19 protein-coding genes are annotated in these 20,297 nt (G+C 76.2%); 14 read left to right on the top strand and 5 right to left on the bottom strand.

All coding sequences use genetic code 11. The annotated features are described in order from the left end of the window. Window positions 1–9: 9 nt before the first annotated feature. Complete coding sequence (locus ACZ3J7_RS20765; RefSeq protein WP_465623077.1) at window positions 10–1,218, bottom strand: ArsB/NhaD family transporter; 1,209 nt, start codon at window positions 1,216–1,218, stop codon at window positions 10–12. 173 nt (window positions 1,219–1,391) lie between these two features. Here ACZ3J7_RS20765 and ACZ3J7_RS20760 point away from each other — a divergent pair, with 173 nt between their 5' ends. From ACZ3J7_RS20760 to ACZ3J7_RS20725, 8 genes are all read left to right on the top strand, one after another. Next, window positions 1,392–7,274 (top strand): WD40 domain-containing protein, encoded by a 5,883-nt coding sequence (locus ACZ3J7_RS20760; RefSeq protein WP_465623076.1) that lies wholly within the window; start codon window positions 1,392–1,394, stop codon window positions 7,272–7,274. 204 nt (window positions 7,275–7,478) lie between these two features. Further along, window positions 7,479–7,976 (top strand): hypothetical protein, encoded by a 498-nt coding sequence (locus ACZ3J7_RS20755; RefSeq protein WP_465623074.1) that lies wholly within the window; start codon window positions 7,479–7,481, stop codon window positions 7,974–7,976. Continuing rightward, on the top strand, window positions 7,964–8,566 hold the full coding sequence (locus tag ACZ3J7_RS20750; RefSeq protein WP_465623072.1) for a hypothetical protein: 603 nt from the start codon (window positions 7,964–7,966) through the stop codon (window positions 8,564–8,566). The genes ACZ3J7_RS20755 and ACZ3J7_RS20750 overlap by 13 nt, the downstream gene beginning before the upstream one ends. A gap of 11 nt (window positions 8,567–8,577) precedes the next feature. Continuing rightward, window positions 8,578–9,051, top strand: coding sequence for a peptidase inhibitor family I36 protein (locus tag ACZ3J7_RS20745; protein WP_465623070.1), 474 nt, complete (start codon window positions 8,578–8,580; stop codon window positions 9,049–9,051). A 23-nt stretch (window positions 9,052–9,074) separates the two neighbouring features. Then, complete coding sequence (locus ACZ3J7_RS20740) at window positions 9,075–9,566, top strand: hypothetical protein (protein ID WP_465623068.1); 492 nt, start codon at window positions 9,075–9,077, stop codon at window positions 9,564–9,566. 245 nt (window positions 9,567–9,811) lie between these two features. Continuing rightward, a complete protein-coding gene (locus ACZ3J7_RS20735; protein WP_465623066.1) occupies window positions 9,812–10,375 on the top strand; it encodes a hypothetical protein in 564 nt (187 codons plus the stop codon). A 20-nt stretch (window positions 10,376–10,395) separates the two neighbouring features. Continuing rightward, window positions 10,396–10,773 carry a hypothetical protein gene (locus ACZ3J7_RS20730; RefSeq protein ID WP_465623065.1) on the top strand — a complete coding sequence of 126 codons (378 nt, stop codon included), beginning with the start codon at window positions 10,396–10,398 and terminating at the stop codon, window positions 10,771–10,773. 218 nt (window positions 10,774–10,991) lie between these two features. Next, entirely contained in the window at window positions 10,992–11,669 is a 678-nt protein-coding gene (locus tag ACZ3J7_RS20725) for a peptidylprolyl isomerase (protein ID WP_465623063.1), read from the top strand. An 18-nt stretch (window positions 11,670–11,687) separates the two neighbouring features. On the opposite strand, the gene ACZ3J7_RS20720 is transcribed toward ACZ3J7_RS20725, so the two are convergent. Beyond that, complete coding sequence (locus ACZ3J7_RS20720) at window positions 11,688–12,284, bottom strand: EF-hand domain-containing protein (protein ID WP_465623060.1); 597 nt, start codon at window positions 12,282–12,284, stop codon at window positions 11,688–11,690. A gap of 289 nt (window positions 12,285–12,573) precedes the next feature. On the opposite strand from ACZ3J7_RS20720, the gene ACZ3J7_RS20715 reads away from it, so the two are divergent. From ACZ3J7_RS20715 to ACZ3J7_RS20690, 6 genes are all read left to right on the top strand, one after another. Further along, entirely contained in the window at window positions 12,574–12,882 is a 309-nt protein-coding gene (locus ACZ3J7_RS20715; RefSeq protein WP_465623058.1) for a streptolysin S family bacteriocin, read from the top strand. Window positions 12,883–12,913: 31 nt separating this feature from the next. Continuing rightward, the gene (locus ACZ3J7_RS20710) at window positions 12,914–13,231 is read left to right on the top strand and encodes a streptolysin S family bacteriocin (protein ID WP_465623056.1); all 318 of its coding nucleotides are present in this window, start codon (window positions 12,914–12,916) and stop codon (window positions 13,229–13,231) included. Between the two features lie 12 nt (window positions 13,232–13,243). Then, window positions 13,244–14,344, top strand: a complete 1,101-nt coding sequence (locus tag ACZ3J7_RS20705) for a hypothetical protein (protein ID WP_465623054.1) — start codon at window positions 13,244–13,246, stop codon at window positions 14,342–14,344. Beyond that, on the top strand, window positions 14,344–16,692 hold the full coding sequence (locus ACZ3J7_RS20700; protein WP_465623052.1) for a lanthionine synthetase LanC family protein: 2,349 nt from the start codon (window positions 14,344–14,346) through the stop codon (window positions 16,690–16,692). Before ACZ3J7_RS20705 ends, ACZ3J7_RS20700 begins: the two co-directional genes overlap by 1 nt. Before the next feature lie 153 nt (window positions 16,693–16,845). Continuing rightward, the gene (locus ACZ3J7_RS20695; protein WP_465623050.1) at window positions 16,846–17,058 is read left to right on the top strand and encodes an EF-hand domain-containing protein; all 213 of its coding nucleotides are present in this window, start codon (window positions 16,846–16,848) and stop codon (window positions 17,056–17,058) included. Window positions 17,059–17,189: 131 nt separating this feature from the next. After that, window positions 17,190–17,744 carry a DUF1990 family protein gene (locus ACZ3J7_RS20690; RefSeq protein ID WP_465623048.1) on the top strand — a complete coding sequence of 185 codons (555 nt, stop codon included), beginning with the start codon at window positions 17,190–17,192 and terminating at the stop codon, window positions 17,742–17,744. 45 nt (window positions 17,745–17,789) lie between these two features. On the opposite strand, the gene ACZ3J7_RS20685 is transcribed toward ACZ3J7_RS20690, so the two are convergent. The 3 genes from ACZ3J7_RS20685 to ACZ3J7_RS20675 all read right to left on the bottom strand — a co-directional run bounded on the left by ACZ3J7_RS20685 (window position 17,790) and on the right by ACZ3J7_RS20675 (window position 20,267). Next, a complete protein-coding gene (locus ACZ3J7_RS20685; protein WP_465623044.1) occupies window positions 17,790–18,728 on the bottom strand; it encodes a serine hydrolase in 939 nt (312 codons plus the stop codon). An 88-nt stretch (window positions 18,729–18,816) separates the two neighbouring features. Then, entirely contained in the window at window positions 18,817–19,578 is a 762-nt protein-coding gene (locus ACZ3J7_RS20680) for a hypothetical protein (protein WP_465623042.1), read from the bottom strand. A gap of 188 nt (window positions 19,579–19,766) precedes the next feature. Beyond that, the gene (locus tag ACZ3J7_RS20675; protein ID WP_465623039.1) at window positions 19,767–20,267 is read right to left on the bottom strand and encodes a hypothetical protein; all 501 of its coding nucleotides are present in this window, start codon (window positions 20,265–20,267) and stop codon (window positions 19,767–19,769) included. Between the last annotated feature and the right edge of the window lie 30 nt (window positions 20,268–20,297).

The raw sequence follows: 20,297 nt of genomic DNA, 5'->3' as shown, positions 1-20,297 counted from the left end.
CGGGGACGCTCAGGCGGGGCCCGTCAGGGCGAGTGCCGCCGTGGCCAGGGCCACGCCGCCGACGGCGAGGACGGCGCCGGTGCCGGCCACACCGCGCAGCGGCACCCGCAGGCCCGCGGAGCGGCAGCGTTCGTACCAGAGCAGGGTGGCCAGCGAGGCCCAGGGGGTGATCAGCGGCCCGACGTTGGTGCCGATCAGCAGGGCGAGCAGCTGCTGGTGGTTGCCGGGCGGGACCGCGCCCTCGCCGGCCAGGTAGACCGGCAGGTTGTTGAGGACGTTGGACAGGCCCGCGCCGACCGCCGAGGCGCGGAACAGGCCGATCGGGCCGGCGTCGGTGCCGATCGCGGCGGCGAGCAGCCGGTGCAGGCCGTGCGCGTCCACCGTCTGCACCACCAGGAACATCCCGGGGACCATGACCAGCAGCCGCCAGGGCACCAGCGAGGCGCGCAGCGCCCCCGGGCGGCGCACGGCGTAGGCCGCGACGGCCACCGCGGCGGCCCCGCCCGACGCGGCCCAGAGCGGGACGGCGGCGACCAGGCTGCAGGCCAGGAACCCGACGCAGGCCAGCGCGCAGATCCGGAACAGCGTCCGGTCCTCCGGCCGCTGGACGTCCGGCGGCAGGTACCCGTCCGCGCCGCGCCGTCCGCGCCGCCAGTAGAACCCCCACAGGCAGGCCATGGTGGCGAGCAGCGCGGCCAACTGCGGCGCCCACATCGCCCGGGCCAGCCCGGCGGTGGAGAGCGCCACCCGGTCGGCCGCCAGCAGGTTGGTCAGGTTGGAGACCGGCAGCAGCAGGCTCGCGGTGTTGGCCAGCCAGACCGTGGTCATCGCCAGCGGGAGCGGCGCGATGCCGACCCGCCCGGCCAGCGCCAGCATCACGGGGGTGAGCAGCACCGCGGTGGTGTCCAGGTTGAGGACCGTCGTGGTGAGCGCCGCGAACCCCACGCACAGCAGGAACAGCACCGGGTAACTGCCCCGGCCGGCCCGCGCCACCCGCGCCGCGAGCACGTCGAACACCTCGGCGGCACTGGTCAGCTCGGCCAGGACCACCACCGAGCCGAGGAAGGCGAGCAGCGGCACGATCCGTCCCATGGCCGCCCCGGCGGACTCCGTCGGGAGCAGTCCGGTGGCGAGGAAGAGGAGGCCGAGGGCGAGCAGACCGCCCGCCAGCAGGTCGAGCGGGTGCAGCCGTCGGACGGCGGGCCAGTACGCAAGCACGGATGCCAGGGTCGCACAGCCCCCGAGGAGGGGTCGAGACGGCCCCCCCGGGACGCCACGGCGATCTTGGCCCCGCCCGCACGGGCGAGGCCGGGCCGAGTGGGGTGGGATCACCCAAAAGGGTTGGGGGAAAAGGGGGTTACCCGCGTCCGGTGCGGTCATATGCTCTCCGTATGGGGGCTCTTGACGCGACCCCGGGTGGCCCCGGGCCGATCGACTTCTTCATCAGCTACTCGCCCGCCGACGAACGCTGGGCGGCCTGGATCGCGTGGACGCTGGAGGAGGCCGGCTACCGGGCGTTCCTGCAGGCGTGGGACTTCGTGCCCGGGACCAACTTCGTCGACTTCATGGACCGCGGGATCACCGAGTCCGCCGCCGTCATCGCGCTGCTCTCGCGCAACTACGAGCGCTCGCGCTACGGGCGGATGGAGTGGCAGGCCGCGCTGCGCGCCGACCCGGACGCGCCCGAGCGGCGGCTGGTGACCGTCCGGATCGAGGACATCCCGGTGGACGGGCTGCTCGCCACCCTCACCTACATCGACCTGGTCGGCGTCGAGCGGCCGGCCGAGGCCCGGCAACTGCTGCTCACCCGGGTCGCGGCGGCGATGGACGGCCGCTCCCGGCCCGAGCTGCGGCCCGGCTACCCGGGCGGGGTGCCGGGGCCCGCCGACGCCCCCGGCCGCCCGGGCACCCTCTCGCCGGCGGTCCGGACGCCCGCCGACACCCCCGCCGACACCCCCGCCGCCGCGCGGACGGCCCGGCGCCGGCCCACCGTCCAGCCGGAGTACCCGCTGGCGGCCGGGCGGGCCGGCGGGCGCGAGGCGGTGACCGTGCTGCACCTGGCCGGTCCCGGGTTCGGCCGGGGAGCCGACCCGGCCGACCTGCAGGCCGCCGTCTGGGGCGACCTGGTGGAACTCGCCGACTCCGGCGCCCCCGCCCCGGAACTGGTCGTCGTCACCGGCGACCTGACCGCCTCCGGCAGCCCCCGCGAGTGCGAGCAGGCGCTGTCCTTCCTCACCGGCATGCGCACCCTGCTCGGCCTCGAACCGCACCGGGTGGCGATCGTCCCCGGCGGCCAGGACGTCAGCCAGGCCGCCTCGCGCGCCTACTTCGCCACCTGCGAGGCCGACGAGGTGCGCCCCGCCCCGCCCTACTGGCCCAAGTGGCGGCACTACTCCCGGCTGTTCCAGGAGTTCTACCAGGGCCTCGACCTGGTCTTCGACAGCGCCCAGCCGTGGACCCTCTTTCCCGTCCCCGAGCTGGGCACCGTCGTCGCCGGGCTGAACTCCACGATGGCCTGGTCCCACCGCCCCGACGACCGCCACGGCTGGCTCGGCCCCGAACAGACCGCCTGGTTCGCCCAGGCGCTGCGCCCGTACGAGAACGACGGCTGGCTGCGGATCGGCGCGCTGCGCCACCCGGCCGCCCCCGCCCACCCGGTGCGCGGCGGACCGCCGGACGAGCCGCTGCGCGACGCCGACCGGTTCGCCCGGCTGACCGCACCCCGGCTGCACCTGCTGCTGCACGGCCCGGCCGCCGCCCGCACCGCCCTCGGCACGTTGACCACTTCGGCCGGCGAGCTGACCACTCTCGCCGCCCCGGCCGCCGGTGGTCACCAACTGCTCCAGCTCACCCGCGAGGGCCTGACCCGCTGGTCCGCCCCCGGCACCGAACCGCTGCGGGTGGCCACCCCCTGGCGCCGGGCCGGCCGGGTCTTCCCGGCCCCCGAACCGGCCGCCCGGCCCTCCACCGCCGAACCCCCGCAGCTGGACGGCGCCCGCCCCGCCGCCGACCCGGAGCGCGAGGTCCGCCGCCTGGCCTCGCCGCTGGACACCCTGCTCGCCCGGGTCGCCGAGGTCTGCCGCACCCGCCACCAGGGCGCCCAGATCCGCGAGGTGGCCGGCCCGCCGCCGCAGCTCTTCGTCACCTGGGCCGAGTCCGGCCTGGTCCGCCAGCAGCGGGTCGCGGTCAGCGTGCGCACCCCCACCGAGGAGGACGTCGACCGCTTCGTCGACGAGGTGCACGCCGACGGCGCCGCCCCCGACGCCGAACTCGTCCACGACGGCCCGCCGCCCTCCCTCGCCCTGCGCGAACGGGCCCGCCGCCGAGGCGTGCGGCTGCGCAGCTTCCTGGAGTTCCAGGGCCTGCTCGACCTGCGCGACTACGTCTCCGCGCAGAGCGAGCGGCTCGCCGCCGACAGCCAGTACCAGCCCGACCTCTACCTGCCGCAGCGCTACCGCGACGCCGAACGGCCCGGCGCCGAGGAACGCGACGGCCTGGTCGACGAACTGCTCCGGCTGCTCGACTCCGACCACGGCCGGTTCGTCCTGCTGCTCGGCGACTTCGGCCGCGGCAAGACCTTCGCGCTGCGCGAGACCGCCCGCCGCATCCCCGCCGAACTCCCGTACCTCACCCCGCTGTTCATCGACCTCAGCGCACTCGACAAGGCGCACTCCTTGGACGGCCTGGTCGCCGCCCACCTCACCGAGCACGGCATCGACTCCCTCGACCTGCGGACCTTCCGCTACATGCTCCGGCAGGGCCGCGTCGTGCTGCTCTTCGACGGCTTCGACGAACTGGTCAACCGGGTCAGCTACGAACGCGCCGCCGACCACCTGCAGGTCCTGCTGGACGCCGCCGTCGACAACGCCAAGATCGTCGTCACCAGCCGCACCCAGCACTTCCGCTCGCACGAACAGGTGCTCACCGCGCTCGGCGAACGCGTCGGCCTGCTCCCGCAGCGCCGACTCGTCGCCGTCCAGGACTTCACCCCGCACCAGATCCGCAGCTACCTCACCAACCGCTACGGCGACCCGGACGCCGCCGCCCGCCGGATGCGCCTGCTGGAGGCCATCCCCGACCTGCTCGCACTCTGCCGCAACCCCCGGCTGCTCAGCTTCGTCGCCGACCTCGACCACGACCGGCTGCGCGCGGTGGCCGGCGCCGGCCGGGCGCTCAGCGCCGCCGGCCTCTACCAGGAACTCTTCACCTCCTGGCTGCGGTTCGAGGAACGGCGCGGCGACGGCGGCCCCGGCGCCGCCCCCGGCCTGCGGCTGGAACAGCTCTGGCAGGCCGTCACGCTGCTCGCCCTGCGGCTGTGGGAGAGCGGCCGCAGCTCCATCGCGCTGGACGAGATCGTCGACATCGCCGGCGTGCTCACCGGCCTGGCCGACAGCCCGATGCCCACCTCGCAGGTCGCGCACGCCGTCGGCTCCGGCAGCCTGCTGGTCCGCTCCGACGAGGGCGTCTTCCACTTCATCCACGGCTCGGTGGTCGAGTGGCTGGTCGCCCGGGCCGCCGCGGCCGCCCTGGAACGCGGCGAGACCGAACTGCTCGCCCGCGGCCCGCTCAGCCGGCTCGCCGTCGAGTTCCTCTGCGACCTCGCCGACCGCCAGGCCTGCCAGGACTGGGCCCGCGCCGTCCTGGACGACGGCCGGGACGCCGGCGAGGCCGCCCGGCTCAACGCCGTCAAGGTGCTCGACCGGCTGCGCGTCCCCGCGCACACCGTGCTGCGCGGCGCCCCGCTGGCCGGCGAGGACCTCTCCCACCGCGACCTGTCCGGCGTCGACCTGTCCGGCGCCGACCTCACCGACGCCCGCCTGCTCGGCACCGACCTCTCCGGCGCCGACCTGCGCGGCGCCACCCTGGCCGGCGCCCGGCTCGACGCCGCCGACCTCTCCGGCGCCGACCTGCGCTCGGCCGACCTGCGCGGCGCCCGCCTGCTCGGCACCGACCTGCGCGGCGCCCGGCTGCAGGGCAGCCGCTGGCAGCGCGCCGCCCTGATCTCCGCCGCCGCCGACCCGGACGCCCTCGCCGCCCCCGAACTGCGGGCCGCCGCGATCGCCCCCGGCCTGCCCGTCGAAGCCGGGTTCAGCCCCTCCGAGGTCGGCGTCCCGTACGGCTTCGACGTGCGCTCCACCCGGCTGCCCGAACCCGTCGCCTTCAGCCCCGACGGCCGGCTGCTCGCGGTCGGCAGCGAGGACGGCAGCGTGCTGGTCTGCGACGCCGTCACCGGCACCGCGCTGCGCACCCTCAAGGACCACATCGGCCGGGTCTACGCCGTCAAGTTCGCCGGCGAGGTGCTCGCCACCGGCAGCGCCGACGGCACCGTCCGGCTCTGGGACCAGGTCTCCGGCGAGTGCCGCCACCGCCTCGACGTCCACCCCGGCGGCGTCTGGCCGGTCTCGCTCGGCCCCGGCGGCCGCCTGGTCGCCACCGGCGACCCGAACGGCACCGTCACCCTCTGGGACACCGCCACCGGCCGCCCGCTGCACCGCCTGCGCGGCCACGACGCACCCGTCTACACCGCGGTGTTCAGCCCCGACGGCACCCTGCTGGTCACCGGCGACTCCGGCGGCGGCGCCCGGCTCTGGTCCACCGCCACCGGCCGCCGCCGCGCCGTCCTGCCCGGCCACCGCGGCACCGTCTACCGCAGCGCGTTCAGCCCCGACGGCACCCTGCTGGTCACCGCCGACGGCGGCGACGACGACGAGGGCACCGGCGGCACCGTCCGGATCTGGGACCCGGCCGGCCGCCGCCCGTTGCACACCCTGACCGGCCACGCCGGACGGATCTACACCCTCGCCTTCCACCCCGACGGCGACCTGCTCGCCAGCGGCGACACCGAGGGCCAGGTCCGGCTCTGGAACCCGCTCGACGGCACCCCCGTCGAACGCCCGGAGGACTCCACCGGCAAGATCTACCAGGTCACCTTCGACGAGGCCGGCACCCGGCTGGCCGCCAGCGACAGCGACGGCGGGGTGCGGATCTGGCGGGTCACCCGGGACGCCCCGGGCGGCCGCCACCGGGTGGTGCCGCTGCGCCGCCAGCCCCCCGAGCACCGGGGCTCGGTCTGGGCCTGCCGGTTCCGCCCCGGCGCCGGCCGCGGCAGCGCCGAGACCGACGCCCTGCTGGTCACCGGCGGCAACGACGGACTCGTCCGGCTCTGGGACCCGGCCTCCGGCCGCAGCCGCCAACTGCTGCGCGGCCACGGCCGCCGGATCGGCTCGCTCAGCTTCAGCGGCGACGGCACCCTGCTCGCGGCCGGCGGCAACGACGGCGTGGTCCGGCTCTGGGAACCCGCCACCGGCCGCCGGGTCCGCGACCTCTCCGGCCGCAGCAGCCGGCTGGTCTCCGCCGAGTTCAGCCCCGAGGACGCGGTGCTCGCCACCGCCACCAACGACGGCGACCTCTGCCTGTGGAACGCCCGCACCGGCGAGTACCTGCGCGAGATGGACGTGGAGACCGAACACGTCTGGGCCGAGGGCTTCAGCCCCGACGGCGTCCTGGTGGCCACCGCCAACGACGACGACACCGTCCGGGTCTGGTACCGCCGCACCGGCGCCCACCTCACCACCCTGCGCGAACACCGCGGCCGGGTCCGCTCCATCGCCTTCACCCCGGACGGCCGCCGCCTGCTCACCGGCTGCGACGACCACAAGGTCCGGATCTCCGACCTCGCCACCGGCCGGGTCGAAGCCGAACTCGCCGGCCACACCGACCGCGTCTACGCCGTCGCCGCCGTCCCCGGCGCCCCCGGCCACGGCGACGGCTGGCTGGCCAGCGCCTCCTGGGACGGCACCGCCCTCATCTGGCGCGACGGCGCCGTCCGGCACCGGCTCGCCGGCCACGTCGGACGGCTCTGGACCGCCGCCGCCCACCCCGCCCTGCCGCTGCTCGCCACCGCCGGGGACGACCGGGTGGTCCGGCTCTGGGACCCGCGCACCGGCGACCAGACGGCCGGCCTGCGCGGCCACACCGGCCGGATCCTCGCCGTCACCTTCAACCCCGACGGCACCCTGCTGGCCAGCGGCGGCGAGGACGGCACCGTCCGGCTCTGGCGGATCGACCCCGACGGCCGCGCCGCCCCCCTCGCCACCCTGCTCGGCGCCCCCGGCGGCTGGGCCGCCCTGCTGCCCTCCGGCGCCTACAAGTACGAGGGCGACGTGGCCGGCGAGTTCTGGCACGCCGTCGGCATGTGCCGCTTCGAACCCGGCGAACTGGACGCCCACCTCCCCGGCGTCCACCGCCTCCCCCCGGAGGCGGAACTCCGATGAGCGGCCGCTCCGGCCGCCGCTGACGCTCCGTCACCGGCGGGGGAGCGGCCGATCGTCCGGGCGGGGCCGCGGGGCTGGCCGATCGGGTGACAGTGCGTCAACGAAACGATAGGCGGCGGCCCGTCCTGGTGATGACTGAGCGTGACCGCCGATCGGTTCGGCGGCCGCCCCGTCCCACGGGCGCCCCACCCGCGCAGGAGAGACATGCCCCGCACCCCCTGGCGACGCCGCCTCCCGGCGGCCCTCGCCGTCCCCGCGAGCGTCCTCGCACTGACCGCCGCCGCCCCCGTCCCCGGCCCCGCCCCCGGCGCCGCCGCGATGCCGCCCGCCGCCCGCGACCTGGACCCGGGCTGCAGCGGCCCCACCGGCCCCGCCGTCCCCGTCACCGGCGGCACCGTCAGCTGGTGCCCCACCCCGGAGGGCGGCCGACTGGTCTTCACCAACACCGGGCGCGCCCCCGCCGACCTCTCGCTCGTCGTCTACGACTGCGACGGCGGCAAGGCCCCCAACGTGGACGCCGCGAAGTGCGCCGGCAGCCTGAAGGGCACCAGCGACGTCATCTGGCGGCAGGTCGGGGCCAAGGAGTCGGCGCACGCCGACTTCGCCATCCCCAGGGGCGCCAACGCCCAGGTGTGGTGGACCGCCGACGGCACCGACCAGGCCACCGACCTCAGACTGCTGGGGACGCCGTGGAACTCCTGAGGACCGCCCTGCGCGCCGCCGCCCCCGCCGCCGCCCTGCTGCTGCTCGCCGGCGCGGCCCCCGCCGCCCCCGCGCAGGAGCCCGCCGTCCCGTGCGACGGCCGGTGGCACTTCGAACCCGAGGGCACGCCGGTGTTCAAGCGCGACGTCGCCGACACGTTCACCCTCGACAACCGGGACGGATCCGAACCGCTCGACCGGACCGTCCGCACCGAGGAGGCCCTCACCAGGACCTTCTCGCACCGGGTCGACCTCGGCTCCGAGGCCGGTACCGAGGCCGGCTCCGAGGCGGATGCGGGCTTCGAGGCCTTCTCGGCCGGCGTGCGGACCGGGTTCGGCGCCGACCACGGCTTCACCGTCACCGACACCAACACGGTCGACAAGGAGACCGAGGTCCGGCTGGTCGCCGGACCCGGCGTCGGCTACACCCGCCACGTCGGCATCGAGTCCGTCCAGGTCACCGGGTCCTACGAGCGGATCCTCGACTGCGACAAGAAGACCCGGCGCTACCAGCGGATCGGCCCGGTCACCGAGGAGGCCCCCGTCCGGGGCAAGGCCGTGTGGACCGAAGCACTCCCCAACTCCAAGTGAGGACACGCCCGATGCCGATCCCCGCCCGTCGGCGCCCCACCGCCGCGCGCCCGCTCGCCCTGGCCGCCGCGCTCGCGCTGGCGCTCGGCGCCGCCCCCGCCCTGGCCGCCCCGGCCCTGGCCGCCCCCGCCCTCGCGGTCCCCGTCAGCAACCCGCCCGGCGTGCACGTCCTCAACGGCGACAGCCGGGTCGCCCGGCACGTCGACTGCCCGGCCGGCTGGGTCTGCCTCTACGACGGCGCCGGCTTCGACCACGCCGCCGTCGCCCTGCTGCCCGGCACCGAACTCCCCGACACCGAACGCCTGCAGCTGCCCGACGGCTCCCGGTTCACCGGCAGGGAGGGCATCTCCGCCTGGGTCAACAACTCGCCCGTGGCGTACTGCTGGTACCCCGGCAAGGACTACCAGGGCACCGCCATGGCGATGGCACCCGCCAGCCGGGGCAACGCCCACAACGACGCGCTCAAGTCGCTCCGCCCGTGCTGACCCCGTCCCCCTCCAGGAGCCGCATGAACCCCCTCCACCGGCGCGCCGCCGCCGCGGCCGCCGCCCTCGCCGTCGGCGCCGTCCTCACCGCCACCAGCACCCAGGCGCACTCCACGCCCGCCGAGCGCACCGTCACCACCGGCCCCGCCGCGTACGGCGCGGTCACCGTGCCCACCGCCCCGACCGCCGCCGACCCCGGGGGGCGGGTCGAACGGCTGTGGGCGGTCGACGGCGACGACCAGCGGGTGCCCGCCGGACAGCAGGTGCCCGTCCGGCTCAAGGTGCGCGCCGTCGACCACGACCACCACCCCGTGGCCGGCGCCACCGTCCGGTTCGCCACCCCCGGGCCCGGCCTCGGGTTCCCCGGCGGCGGCGCCGACGCGGACGCCCTCACCGACGCCGACGGGTACGCCGTCGCCCCCGCGCTGACCGCCGCCGGCGCGCCCGGACCGGACCTGGTCACCGCCTCGGCCGGCGACCGGGCCCAGGTCGCCTTCGGGATCGCCGTCGGGTAAGCGCCTCCGCCGCACGAGGGACCCGACCGGGGACGGAACACCGCGGACCGACCCGTGCCCCTCGTACGCCCGCCCGCCCGTCCGCCACCCGTGCGGGCGGGCGGGTGGCATGATCCGGCCGGCTCACGAAGTGTCATGATCCGTCCAGCCGGAGGGCGGTGTGGGCGGCACCCGCAGTGGATACCGTGGTGGGGAAGGACGGCCGGAGGGAGCATCGGCCGGTCACCGAGGGGGAAACCCGACCCATGTCATACCTGCGCACGTTCCTGCCGTGGATCGTCTTCGCCGTCATCCCTTCCGCCCAGTGGCAGTGGGCCGCGCTGGCCGGCCTGGTGATCGCGGCGGCCGTCGTCGTCCAGCAGCGCGCGGCCGGCGCCGGCTGGGACGCGCTGATCATCGAGACCGGCTCCGCGCTGTACTTCGCGGTCCTCGCCGCGATCGCCTTCGCCGACCCGCACTCCGGCGTCCGCGACTACTCCGCGGCGCTGTCCTCCGCCGTCCTCGCGCTGATCGCCGGCGTCTCGCTGCTGATCGGCAAGCCGTTCACGCTCGGCATCGCCAAGCGCACCACCCCGCGCGAGTTCTGGGACCTCAAACCGTTCATCCGGGTCAACGTGGTCATCACCTCGGTCTGGACGGCCGCCTTCGCGATCAGCGCCGTCGTCCTGGGCGCCCTCGCCCACGGCGGCCACGGGCACTCCACGCCCGCGCTGGTCGTTCAGGTCGCGGGCTTCGTCGTCCCGATGGTCTTCACCGTCCGCTATGTGGCCGTCGTCCGGGCCCGCGCCCCCCGCGCGCCGCAGACCTGACCCGAGAGGACCCCGCGCCAGTGGCCCGCCGCCCCCCGAAACCGCCCGGTCTCGCCGCGTTCGTCGCCGCCCTCCCGCCGACGGAACGGACCGAGCCCCTCACCGGGGAGCGGCGCTGGCCCGGCGGCACGCGGGAGTTCACCGACGACGACGGCTACCGCTGGCACCGCCGCCGCACCGCCCCGATCGACCCCCGGCGGGCCGCCCGCCTCGTCCGCGACGCCGACGTGATGATCAGCGGTCCCTGGGAACTGCGCCACCTCGCCCCCGAGGAGCGCGCCGCCGCCTGGGCCGAGGCCAACGCGCCGACCGCACCCGGCGATTGGACGGAGTACGTCGCGCACGAGTTCGCCTCCGAGGGCGGACTCACCCTGCTCTACCTCGAACGGCACTGCTGACGGGCGCGGCGGCCCCGACCGCGTCGGCGCCCGTGCCCGAGGGGCGGGGCGTGCGGGGACGGGGCGCGGCGAGGGTCCGGCGGGCCCGGGCGGGGCGGCGGACGGGGGAGGGGAAGGGTGCGGCGAGGGTGCCGACAGGTTCACGGAGCGGGCAAGGTGGGCAGGTCCCTGCCAATCCTGTCCGTAGCTCGATCCTCTCCACCCGCGGAGGCTGTCGAATGAAGCGCACGTCCTGGGGTGCCGGGCTGACCGTCCTGGCCACGGTGTCGCTCGCCCTGTCCACCACCGGGGGCACCGCCTCCGCCGCCACCCCCACGGCCGACGCGGCCACCGCCGCCACGTGCACGTACACCCCGGCCGTGCCCGCCGACAACTTCAAGGGCATCCCGGTCTTCGACGCCAAGAAGGCCGCCAAGCCCTACAGCGCCACCCTCCGCACCAGCCAGGGCGCGATCACCTTCCAGGCGCTCACCGACCAGGCGCCCTGCACCACCTACTCGTTCCGCTTCCTCGCCGAGAAGGACTACTTCGACCGGACCCACTGCCACCGCCTCACCACCCAGCGGCTCTACGTCCTGCAGTGCGGCGACCCCACCGGCACCGGCAGCGGCGGCCCCGGCTACTCCTTCCCCGACGAGAACCTGACCGGCGCCACCTACCCCGCCGGCACCGTCGCGATGGCCAACGCCGGGCCGAACACCAACGGCAGCCAGTTCTTCATCGTCTGGAAGGACACCAAGCTCTCCCCGGCCTACACCCCCTTCGGCCGGGTCACCGCGGGCCTCGACGTGCTGCAGAAGATCGCGGCCGGCGGCGAGGACGACCAGAACGGCCCCGGCGACGGCTTCCCGACGCTGCCGGTCAACATCCGCAACGTCGCGATCTCCAAGCGCTGACCGGCGACGGCCGGAGGGCTACGCCCCGGCGGTGAGGTCCGCCGCCCGGGGTGCCTCCGGCCGCGCCCCCGGCGGCTCCGGGGACAGCGCGCCGCACAGGTGGTTGCCCGGGTCCGCCGGGTCCGCGCTGATCCAGAACTGCGCCCACAGCTCGGTGAACTCCGCCCGGGAGAGGAAGCCGTCGCCGTCCAGGTCGACCAGCTCGAACACGCCGGTGGTGTCGGTCGGCCGGCCGTTCCAGACGTCGACCAGGCGACGGTGCTCCTCCCGGGAGATCCGGCCGTCGCCGTTCTCGTCGACCGCGTCGAAGACGGTGTCCGCCGTCGCCGTCACGGCCTCCCGCATCCCGGGCAGCCGGTCCACCATGGCCAGGATCTCGTCCATGTCGACCAGCCCGTCGCCGTTGGCGTCCGCCGCCTCGTACAGCGCGTCCCACCAGCCGAGCATCACCCGCTCCACCCGGGCCGCCAGCTCCGGGTCCGCCGCCACCCGGGGCAGTCGCCCCCAGCGGTCGGCCAGCGCCCGGAAGTCCGCCTCGTCGAGGTAGCCGTTCCCGTCGGTGTCGAACGCGTGGAACATGTTCGTCAGCTTGTGGCGCTGGAACCCGTTGGCCATGACCGTGCCTCTCCCCGGAACCGTGGAAACCGACTCGCCGTGCGGAACCGATCCTTTCCACTCCGCCCCGCCCTACGGCAGCGTGCGGTCGCACACCCCGGGCCACCCCGCGCGCCGGGGGAGCGCGCGGCCCGGCACGCGCCGGGCACGGTACGGGTCTAGTCTGAGGGGAGCCAGTTTGAAGCGTCCGTCCGGGTGACGATTTCCGGCGGAACGCACCTTTCCCTTTTTCCCTTCCTTCATCGAGACGGCGCGCCCTGCGGGCGCGGAAGACAGAGATGAAATCGTCATGGCCGACTACAGAATCAGCAACCTCACGGTTCGGGTCGAGGACCAGGTGCTGCCCCGCGGCGTGATCCACAGTCAGGGCAGGTTCCTGGGGAACGCGAAGACGGCGGCGAGCAACAACGAAGTGGTGGCGGAGGCGGCCGGCTGCGGCTGCACGTGCACGTGCACCTGCTCGTGCACTTCGACCTCCGGCAGCTCCATCACCGACGACCTGGAGATCCAGGACGTGGAACTGACGGTGCTGCGGGAGTCGCTCCGGGCCGCGCTGAACGACCTGGACGAGATCGCCCAGCAGAAGCCCAGCCGCTGACGGTCCGTCCGGACCGGAAGGAACGAGACCCGTGGCTGACTACAGGATCAACAACCTCACCGTCAGGGTCGAGGACACCGCGCTCCGGCGGGGCCTGGTGCGGAGCGGCAACCGCGTCGCGTCCGCGTTCGACGAGGTCTTCGGGAGCGACGACAGCTCCGGCGGTCCCGGGAAGGGCGGCTGCGGGTGCACCTGCACCTGTACGTGCACCTGCACTTGCACCTGCACCGGCACCTCGCAACTGCAGGACGCACCGTACCTCTCGGAGGTCGAGCTGAACATCCTCCGGGAATCGCTCACATCGGCCCTGGCGCAGGTGGACCAGACGATCCAGTCGCGACAAGGCTGAGGACCCGGAGCCGTGCACTCCACGCAACGCGTCGGCCTGGCCCCGGACTGGTCGTACGCGTCGATCGACGAAGCGCAGGAACGGGAGGAGTGCGCCGGGCTGCGCATTCCCCCCGGGGGAGGAGCGCTGATAGCCGACGAGCCGCGCAACGGCGTCAGACTGCTCCCGCCCGACATCGCCGCAGCCGTCGAAGACGTCGCCCGCGGCGGCCCGGTCCGCGCGGCGGACGTGCGGCTGGACCGGGACCTGGTCCGCGTCCTCGAACTGGAGGGCGTGCTCCGCGCGACCCCGCCCGACCGCCCCGCCGAGCGGTGGACGCGCCAGGCCACCGACGACGCCTCGGCGCACCTCGCCGCCCTGTGGTGGGCCGCGGCCTTCCCGCGGCCCGACGCCGAGACCCTGACCCGGCGCCTCTACTTCCACGGACGGCACCCCGTCACACCCCGCTGGACGGCCCGGCTCCCCGACGAGGAGGCGGTGGCGGGCTGGCTCGGGCTGGGGCTGCTCGGGCTCGCGGAAGCCGGATTCGGCAGCCTGCCGCGCACCCCCGACTCGTGGGTCTGGCGACGCTGGACGAAGCCCTCCCCGCCGCCCCGGACGGACCCGGCGGCCGCCCCGGCCGCGTCGACCGACCCGACCACGAAGCTCTACCTGTGCTGCCTGCCGGAGGACCTGCCCGCCGTGCTGCGACAGGCCGTGCCGGTGCTGGCCGACCCCGCCGTGAGCGGGTTCAAACTCGGCCGGGACCTCCCCACCGTCCTGCGCCCGGACAAGTTCGTGCTCTACCTGTCGGACTCCGGCGCCGCCGACCGGGTGGCGGCCGACCTCGCCGCCGCCGTCGGACCGCTGGACGTCCACCCCCTCGCCTTCACCGCCGCCACCGCCGCCGGCCCCCTCGTCACCCGGGCCACCGACCCGCCGGACTGGCCGGGCCGCCCCACCTGGTACGAGCGCGCCAGCTGGCGCCTGCACGTCTGCCGGCTCGCCGCCGGGACGCTCGCCGCGGCCCCCCGGCACGCACCCGCCCGGGAACGGGTCGCCGCCGCGCTGGAACGGCTGCACCTGGCCGGCGTCGACACCCGGCACTGGACCTGGACGGACGGAGCCCCGTGATGCCCGCCGACCCGCCCCTCGTCGTCCCCGGCGACCTGTCCGTCGTCCCGGCCCGCGACCTCCCCGCCGACGTGCGCGACTCCCTGGGCCCGGACTTCGACCCGGACGGCGCCGCCCTGGGCCGCCGCAACGGCCGCCGCAACGCCGCCTTCGTCAACGGCGAGGTGCTGCGGCTGATCGCCGAGTTCCACGACCCGACCCCGGTCGTCACCGCCGTGATCCGCCACGCGCGACGCACCGGCCGGCCCCCCGAACTCGTCCTGGACGAGTGCTACCCCACCCTCGCCCACCTCCGCCACCTCGGCCTCATCGGCCCGGTCGAGGACCGCGGCCGCGGACCCGTCCACACGGCCGGGGAGACGATCGGCCGCTGGCGGGTCACCGCCTGCCTCCAGTCCTACGACGACGCGGACGTGTACGCGGCCGAGGACCCCGACGGCGGCCAGGTCGTCTGCAAACTCGGCCGCGAACCCGTCGGACCCCGCGAACCCGCGGAGCCCGCCGGGCCGGACACCGGAGCGGACCCGGCGCAGCACCGCCTGCTGCGGCACGAGGCCGCCGCGCTCCGCTACCTGCGCGGCCGGGGCGTCCACGTCCCGGAACCGGTGGCCCTCACCCGGGACGGGCAGCGGCGCCCGCTCCTCGTCATGCGGCGCGTCCCCGGCCGGCGGGTGGACCAGGCGGCGCAGACCATGCGCCGCTCCGACCCGTCCCGCCTGCTGCGCACCTGCGTCCGGACGGCCGACACCCTGCGCGCCGTCCACCGGGCCGGACTGCTGCACGGGGACGTCCACGGCGGCAACTACCTGCTGGGGGAGGACGACCGGGTCTGGGCGATCGACTTCCCCTACGCCTGCCCCCTCGACGCGCCGACGGCCCGGCACGGGGTGCCCCGCCTGATGGACCCCCAGTGGGCACGGGCCCGGCTCGACCGCACCGGCGACGTCCCGAACTCCGCGGCCGCCGAGCAGTACAGCATGGCCGCGCTCCTGCACTTCCTGCTCACCGGCGAACACCACTACCCCTTCGCCGACACCGAACGGCACCTGCTGGAACGGCTGGCCGCCGGCACCCTCCGGCCGCGGTACGGCCAGGACGCCGACCCGGCCCTGCGGGAGACCTACGCCGTCCTGGAACGCGCCCTGCGCCGGGAGCCCGAGCGACGCTGGCCGAGCCTCGCCGAGTTCGCCGCCGCCCTCACCGACGCCGCCGACCGCGCGAACCGGCGGATCGGGAAGCGGACCGGCCGACTCCACCACCCCGGCCGCGAGCACCAGCAGGGCTACCTCGCGCCGGCCGCCCTCCCGCCGGAGCCGCTCCCGTCCGACCAGGCCGCCGGCACCGCCGGGACCGCGAGCGCCCTGCTGTCCGCGAGCCGCCTCACCGACGACCCCGCGCTGCTGGCGGCGGCCGTCCTGTGGGCGGACAAGGCCCGCACCGACGCCGCCGGCTGCCCCCCGGCGGCGGACGCGCCCGACGGCGGCGCCTGGCACGGCACCCCGGGCGTCCTAGCCTGCGCGGTCGGCGTCGCCCACGCCTTCGACGACCGCGAAGCCCGCGCGGAAGCCACCCGGGCCTACCTGGCGGAGCACCGCGGCCGCCCCACCCCCCGGACGCCGCCGGACCTCACCCACGGCACGGCCTCCCGCCTCCTGCTGGACGCCCACCTGCTGGCCGAGGTGCCCGAGGGCGACGCACCGGCCCTGGAGGAACTGGGCGACCGGCTGGCCCGGCGACTCGATGGACCACCCGCCCACCCGGCCCCCCGGCCAGGCCTGGCCCACGGCACCCCCGGCCGGCTGCTGGCCCTCCTCGCCTGGCAGACCGCCACCGGCCGACCCGCCACCGACCCCGACCCGCTGGACCGGACCCTCCAGCGGATCCGGCGCGCCCTGGAAGCCCACCTCGAAGGACACGACGAAGGACTCGGCCAGTGGTGCCGCCCCGGCTGGGAAGCCAGCTGGTGCAACGGCGCGACCGGACTCTGCCTGCTCTTCCTCGCCGCGGCCCGCACCCCCGGCCGGGCCGACCTCCAGTCGGCCGCCGAGACCGCCATGCGCGTCGCGCTGCGCGCCCGACCGCGCGGCCACGACCTGTGCTGCGGGTACGCCGGCCGCCTCTACGCCCTGCGCCGGCTCGCGGCGGCCACCGGACGCGACAGCTGGCACGGCCGGGCGGACGAGGAGGCGCTCGCGGTGCGCGACCGGCTCCCGGCCCTGCCCGAGCACGGCTTCACCAAAGGCCGCCCCGGAGCCCTGGCCGCGCTGGCCGCCACCTCCGGGAGCCCGTGCCCCTTCCCGCTCGTGGACGCCCCGGACCCGCCGCCGGGACCCGCCCGGACCCGCTGACCGGGACCGCCGCAACCGCTGACCGGGACCGATGACGGGACCGCCCTGTCGGAGGCCCGCGCCGGGCGGCTATTGTGGCCCGCGCGCCCGAACACGGGGTCGAGCACCGGGCGTTCAGCACCGGTGGAACAGCAAGAAGATGGGGTGGGTCCGATGGCGGACATCGAAGCGGCACGGACGGCGTTCGCGCGCCTGGACGTCGACGGCGACGGGCGGGTCACCGCGCGCGAGTACAAGACGGTCATGGCGCAGCTCGGCGACTACTACGTCACCGAGACCGTCGCCCAGGCGATCATCAACGCCAAGGACGCCAACGGCGACGGCAAGCTCTCCTTCGAGGAGTTCTGGGCCTCCGTCCAGGGCTGACCCGACCGCCCGGCCGGGGGCGGTGCCGCGCGGGTGAGGTGCGCCACGGCCACCCCGCCCGACCAGGCGGAACGCCCCCCGGCCCGGGCCGGGACTTGGCCGCGGGCCCCCGCCCGGCGTACAACGGGCGGATGCCGTCGAAGGACCTGCACCAACGCCTCCGGGCCGCCCGCGCCGCCGCCCCCGGCTACCCCGAGGTCGGCGCCACCCGGGACGCCGCCCTGCCGGCCGGCTACTCCCGGCTGCGCCGCCGCGTCCACCTCGGCCGGGGCCCCGCCGTCCTGGAGCGCGCGGGCTCGTACGTCCTCCACTGGGGCGTCCAGCTGGGCTCCGGCTTCGCGCTCCACCCGTCGCCGGAGAAGGCCGTCCCCGGTGCCACCGTGCTGCTCCGGATCTCGCTGCCCGGCCTGCGGCTGCCCCGGCTGGTCCTCCCCTGCCGGGTGGTCTGGACCGTCGAGGAGCCCGACCGGATCGGCTTCGCCTACGGCACCCTCCCCGGCCACCCCGAGTGCGGCGAGGAGTCGTTCGTGGTGAGCGCGGACGCCGACGGCGAGGTGTGGTTCGAGGTCACCGCCTTCTCCCGGCTGGACAGCTGGTACGCCCGGCTCGGCCGTCCCGTCGCGCTCGGCCTCCAGCATCTGGCGATCGAACGCTACCTGCGGGTGGTCGCCCGCGCGGCGCGCTGAGCCGCTCCCGGCCGAGGCGCCAGTGCGAGGCGTCAGCGCGAGGTGTCAGTGCGAGGCGTCGGCGAATGCCCGGACCGCCGCCGACGCCACCGACTCCACCAGCGCGATGCCGGTCTCCTCGGTCGCCGAGCCGTCGCTCAGCACCGACACCAGCAGGCTCCGGCCGCCGTACCCGATCCGGCCGATGCTGTTGACCACCCACAGCCCGGTGGCGTCCCGGGGCAGCCAGCCGTTCTTCAGCTCCACCGCGCCGCCCTGGTCGGCCGCCGAGACGCCCCAGTCCTGGTCGTCGGCGACCCGGCCCATCAGTTCCGCCAGGTAGGCGCGGGAGGCGGCGCCCAGCGGCGAGTCCTCGGTGAACACCACCCGCAGCAGCCGGGCCTGGTCGGCCGCCGTGGTCGTCGTCAGCCCCCAGTAGCCGTCCGTCCCCGCGACCGTCCCGGTCAGCCCGAAGGCCGCGTTCGCCGCGTCCAGCCCCGCCGCACCGCCCGCCGCGTCGAACAGCGTGCCGGCGGCCGCGTTGTCGCTCCGCTCGATCATCAGCACCGCCGAGGCCTTCTGCGCGCCCGTCAGCACGCCGTCGTTGCGCAGCAGCAGCGCCGCCAGGATGTCGACCTTGACGATCGAGGCGGTGACGAAGGCGTCCTCGCCCCAGGCCGCGGACGCCCCGGAGGCGGGGTCGGCGACCGTGACGGCGAAGTGCCCGTCCAGGCCGTCGAGCGCGGCGGCGAGCGCGGCGTCCGCGATGTCCGCGGCCCTGGCGTCGGTAGTCGTCGGTGCGGACGCCGGTGCGGACGCCGGAGCCGTCGCCGCCACGGAGGCCGCCGCCCGCGCCCGGGCGTCGCCCGTCGGCCGGGAGAGCACCAGCCACGACCCCAGCGCGGAGAGCAGCACCGCCACGACCACCGCACGCCTGATCCGCCCGGCCCGCCGCCGCCCGCGGGTCGACGCTCGTGATGCCGGTGGTGGGGATGCCGCTGTCATGCGGACGATGCTCGGCGCCCCGTCTTGGGCGGCGATGAGCCGCGGCTGAGCGCCCGGTGAGAAGCGGCCCGGCCGGCCGGGCGGGCGGTCAGTGGTCGGCGGCGTGCAGGTGCGGGGCGCTGTCCGGGGGGCGGTGCCAGGAGGTGCGCAGTCCGCAGCCGACCAGGACGGAGCCCACCGCGTGGTGCATCGCCTCCCGGACGGCGGTCGCCACCGGCGGGCCGTCCGGCAGTCGGGGGGAGGGGCGCCAGGCGACGTCGGCGACGGGCGCGGCGTCCGGGGCGGGCAGGCAGGCGGTGAGCAGGACGCCGGCCGCGCGCGGGTGCGCGGCGAGCGGGAGGCCGGCCAGCGCGGCGGCGCGGCGCACGGCGGCGACGGCCCCGGCCGGGAGTTCGGCGACCGGGTCCGGGGCGGGCCCGGTCGCGCCGGGGGCGGGGAGGTCCACGGCGGGGGAGTCGGACGGGCCGACCCGGGTCGGCCCGTCCGCGGTGTCGCGGGTGGCGGAGAGGCCGAGGGCGGGCAGGAGTTCGGCGAGCGCGGTCTCCATGCTGTCCGCGACCAGCCGCCGGGTCCGGGGCCACGGGCTGTCGGCGCCGCCGGCCGCCGCGGCGTCCTCCAGGCGGGCCGAGCAGAGCCAGCGCAGGGTCAGCGGCCAGCGCTCCGGGTCGAGGTCGTGGGCGTTGCCGGTGTCCTCGGCCGAGCCGGTGGCGAACAGGTGGACGCCGGGCCCGTGGCCGCCGTGCGCGACGGGCAGTCCGACCAGCAGCAGCGCCTCGACCACCCGGTCGGCCAGCAGCGGATCGAACCGCGCCTCCCGCGCACCGGCCGCCGCCACCCCGTGGACTCCCATTCCGCCACCCCTTCCCGCCCGCGGGGCGCTCCCGCGCGTGTGACTATCCATGAACACGTAAAGTCCGTCAACAGGCCCGGCGCGCACCGGAGTCGGCCCGCCCCGCCGGGGCGGACGGCGAAAGCGCCGCCCCCCGTGACGGGGGACGGCGCTCCGGTGAACAGCCTCGCGCAGGGGTGACCGGCCGGTCAGACGCCCTGGCCGCCGGCCGGCGGCGGGACCGGGGCCTGGCCCGGGGCCGGCGCCGGAGCCTGGGCCGGGACCTGGCCCGGCTGCTGCGGCGCCTGCTCCTGGTACGGGGCCTGGCCGGGGTACGGAGCCTGGCCCTGGTACGGGGCCTGACCCGCGTACGGGGCCTGGCCGGGGTAGGCGCCCGGGGCGGCCGGGTACTGCGGCGGCACCGGGGTGCCCTTGGCGCGGTTGACCATGGAGTGGACGAACTTGGCGACCAGCAGGATCGGCACGATGAACGCCTTCAGGGCGATGATGTACTGGCCGCCCTCGAAGAAGAAGGCGAGGTAGACGCCGTAGCCGAAGATCGCGACACCGGCGATCGTGCTGAAGACCCGCCAGCCGGCGCTCAGGCCGGAGGCCGGGACGAGTGCGGTGCAGATCGTGATCAGACCGCTGATCATCAGCATGACGACGTACCAGGAGAAGGCCGGGTCGAGGCTGAAGTCAATGTTCACAGGGATCCCATAACTGGACATAAGGTAGGC

It is taken from the genome of Kitasatospora sp. NPDC015121 (assembly GCF_055562955.1).
This window is presented reverse-complemented; position numbering and strand designations above follow the sequence as displayed.

Excerpts from the sequence above, each read along its gene's own strand:
- ACZ3J7_RS20720 (WP_465623060.1), bottom strand. The coding sequence starts at position 12,284 with ATGGCCAACGGGTTCCAGCGCCACAAGCTGACGAACATGTTCCACGCG.
- ACZ3J7_RS20690 (WP_465623048.1), top strand. The coding sequence starts at position 17,190 with ATGCCGTCGAAGGACCTGCACCAACGCCTCCGGGCCGCCCGCGCCGCC.
- ACZ3J7_RS20715 (WP_465623058.1), top strand. The coding sequence starts at position 12,574 with ATGGCCGACTACAGAATCAGCAACCTCACGGTTCGGGTCGAGGACCAG.
- ACZ3J7_RS20700 (WP_465623052.1), top strand. The coding sequence starts at position 14,344 with ATGCCCGCCGACCCGCCCCTCGTCGTCCCCGGCGACCTGTCCGTCGTC.
- ACZ3J7_RS20740 (WP_465623068.1), top strand. The coding sequence starts at position 9,075 with ATGAACCCCCTCCACCGGCGCGCCGCCGCCGCGGCCGCCGCCCTCGCC.
- ACZ3J7_RS20725 (WP_465623063.1), top strand. The coding sequence starts at position 10,992 with ATGAAGCGCACGTCCTGGGGTGCCGGGCTGACCGTCCTGGCCACGGTG.
- ACZ3J7_RS20695 (WP_465623050.1), top strand. The coding sequence starts at position 16,846 with ATGGCGGACATCGAAGCGGCACGGACGGCGTTCGCGCGCCTGGACGTC.
- ACZ3J7_RS20745 (WP_465623070.1), top strand. The coding sequence starts at position 8,578 with ATGCCGATCCCCGCCCGTCGGCGCCCCACCGCCGCGCGCCCGCTCGCC.
- ACZ3J7_RS20760 (WP_465623076.1), top strand. The coding sequence starts at position 1,392 with ATGGGGGCTCTTGACGCGACCCCGGGTGGCCCCGGGCCGATCGACTTC.
- ACZ3J7_RS20685 (WP_465623044.1), bottom strand. The coding sequence starts at position 18,728 with ATGACAGCGGCATCCCCACCACCGGCATCACGAGCGTCGACCCGCGGG.
- ACZ3J7_RS20755 (WP_465623074.1), top strand. The coding sequence starts at position 7,479 with ATGCCCCGCACCCCCTGGCGACGCCGCCTCCCGGCGGCCCTCGCCGTC.
- ACZ3J7_RS20680 (WP_465623042.1), bottom strand. The coding sequence starts at position 19,578 with ATGGGAGTCCACGGGGTGGCGGCGGCCGGTGCGCGGGAGGCGCGGTTC.
- ACZ3J7_RS20735 (WP_465623066.1), top strand. The coding sequence starts at position 9,812 with ATGTCATACCTGCGCACGTTCCTGCCGTGGATCGTCTTCGCCGTCATC.